This window comes from Vibrio sp. M260112, from assembly GCF_036533775.1.
In the GTDB taxonomy this organism is placed as follows: Bacteria; Pseudomonadota; Gammaproteobacteria; order Enterobacterales; family Vibrionaceae; genus Vibrio.
In genome coordinates, this window is record NZ_JATABH010000127.1 from 1 (window position 1) to 1,951 (window position 1,951).

The window sequence follows — 1,951 nt, forward strand, 5'->3', positions numbered from 1 at the left end:
TTGCTATAACGACGCCGGATATATGTCGCAAGACCGTCGACCATCAATGTTAATCTCCGTTAAGGGTGCCTATGAAATAGCTTAAAGAAAAGACCGACATTAATTTCAATCAGGCCTTGCGAACAGCGAGGTGACCATATATGTCCTTTCGATTTGTCCTTTCAATTTTTAAAATGAATGCGCCGATTGTCGCTAAAAGCGTTTGAGGTGATTTAAGGGGAGGGGGTACAAGTCACGTTTAACCCCGAATAGGAAATTGACTACATAATTCGTCCCTTGTTTATGCTATTCTGGTTCTGTTAATTTTGATACTTATTTTGTGTTAGCAGTGTTATTACAAATAATATAAACGTAATTTGAATCGGAATATATGTTTTTTAAAAAGAAAAAAATGGTCAAAACCCCCGACCTTAATCAAGATTTTATTGAGTCTTTATATGGATCTCTGGCCGTTATTGAGTTTACCCCTGAAGGGGGGATTTTAAATGCTAGTGATTTGTTTTTATCCTGTGTTGGATACCAAAGGCAAGAAATTATAGGTAAGCACCATTCTCTCTTTTGTTTAGAAGAAATTGCGTTATCGCAACAGTATTCCCATTTTTGGCACAATCTAGCTTCAGGGGAAGCGCAAAGTGGAGTTTTCTCCCGACTTAATAAATCAGGAAATGAAATATTTGTTGAGGCAACGTATTTCCCGATAATCTCTGACGGAAAAGTTATAAAAGTTGCTAAAGTCGCCTCTGATGTTACAGAACAACATGTAAGAAGCATTGAAGATTGTGAGTTATTAAGTGCATTAGACCGAACGTTTGCCGTTATCACATTTTCACCTTCTGGAGAGGTAATTAATGCAAACGATGCATTCCTGAGTACTTTAGGTTATTCACAAGATGAAGTCGTAACCAAGCATCATAAAATGCTTTGTTTTGACGATTTTTATCAAGAAAATCCTCATTTTTGGAGGGAGTTACAAGGTGGGAGAGCATTTAGTGGGCGTTTTTTAAGAAAATCAAAACTAGGCGATAGAATTTGGATTCAGGCGTCTTACAACCCAATATTCAACGATAAAAATGAAGTATATAAAGTGGTTAAGTTTGCTACTGATATTACACCAGAGGTCCTTCAAGAGGAGGCTTCAAATGAGGCCATATCGATTGCTTACACAACGGCCGTTGAAACTGAACAAGTAGCAACGGATGGTAAAAAATCAATAAACAAAGTTCAAGAACAATCACTAGACGCAGTTCAACAAGTGGAAAGCTCCGTCGAACTAATAAATAAGCTCAATGAACTCTCAACTAACATTGAAAATATCGTCCAAGTTATTGGTAGCATTGCTGATCAAACGAACTTACTGGCTTTAAATGCGGCAATAGAAGCAGCAAGAGCTGGTGAATATGGACGTGGTTTTGCTGTTGTGGCTGATGAAGTGAGGGTTTTAGCTTCCAAGACATCAGGCTCAACAGCTGAAATTAGCCGAGTGGTCTCTGAAAATGTAATTTTGACGAATAAAATATCCGAATCAATGGGGAAAATTAGAGTCTCTGCAATAGATACAAATGAACAACTATACACTGTATCTTCAGTGATCGATGAAATACAAAGAGGTGCAGAGGATGTCGCTAAAAATATGTCCAATTTAACTTAGTGTGAACCTAAACCAATTTTTTAGCTAGTGCGATTTTACTTACCGCACTAGCACTTCATAGCTAGCTTTGCCATACCTGTAGTTATTCATTAGTTGCTAAACACTGGTAAATAAATGTCCAAATACGATTTATTGCCAATTAGGAAAAGCTGTTAATTAAGAAAAGCAGTCTCTCGACCTCCTGAAAAAGTGGCATTGGAAATGGTTCAAGAACGGCTCAAATCTTCTCTCGCTCGCATAGATAGAGAAAAAGTGATCTTACTTCGACATATTTTGCCTAGTTTTTCTTTTTAAGTCAGAAAA

Annotated in this window: 1 protein-coding gene; it reads left to right on the forward strand. The window is 37.3% G+C overall.

What is annotated here, in order from left to right:
- Window positions 1-370: 370 nt before the first annotated feature.
- Window positions 371-1,648: a methyl-accepting chemotaxis protein gene (locus QTN95_RS20420; protein WP_331418816.1), complete on the forward strand. Its 1,278-nt coding sequence runs from the start codon at window positions 371-373 to the stop codon at window positions 1,646-1,648.
- The last annotated feature ends 303 nt before the right edge of the window (window positions 1,649-1,951 follow it).

Bases quoted from the DNA above. Each gene is read 5' to 3' on its own strand.
- QTN95_RS20420 (WP_331418816.1), top strand. From the start codon at position 371: ATGTTTTTTAAAAAGAAAAAAATGGTCAAAACCCCCGACCTTAATCAA.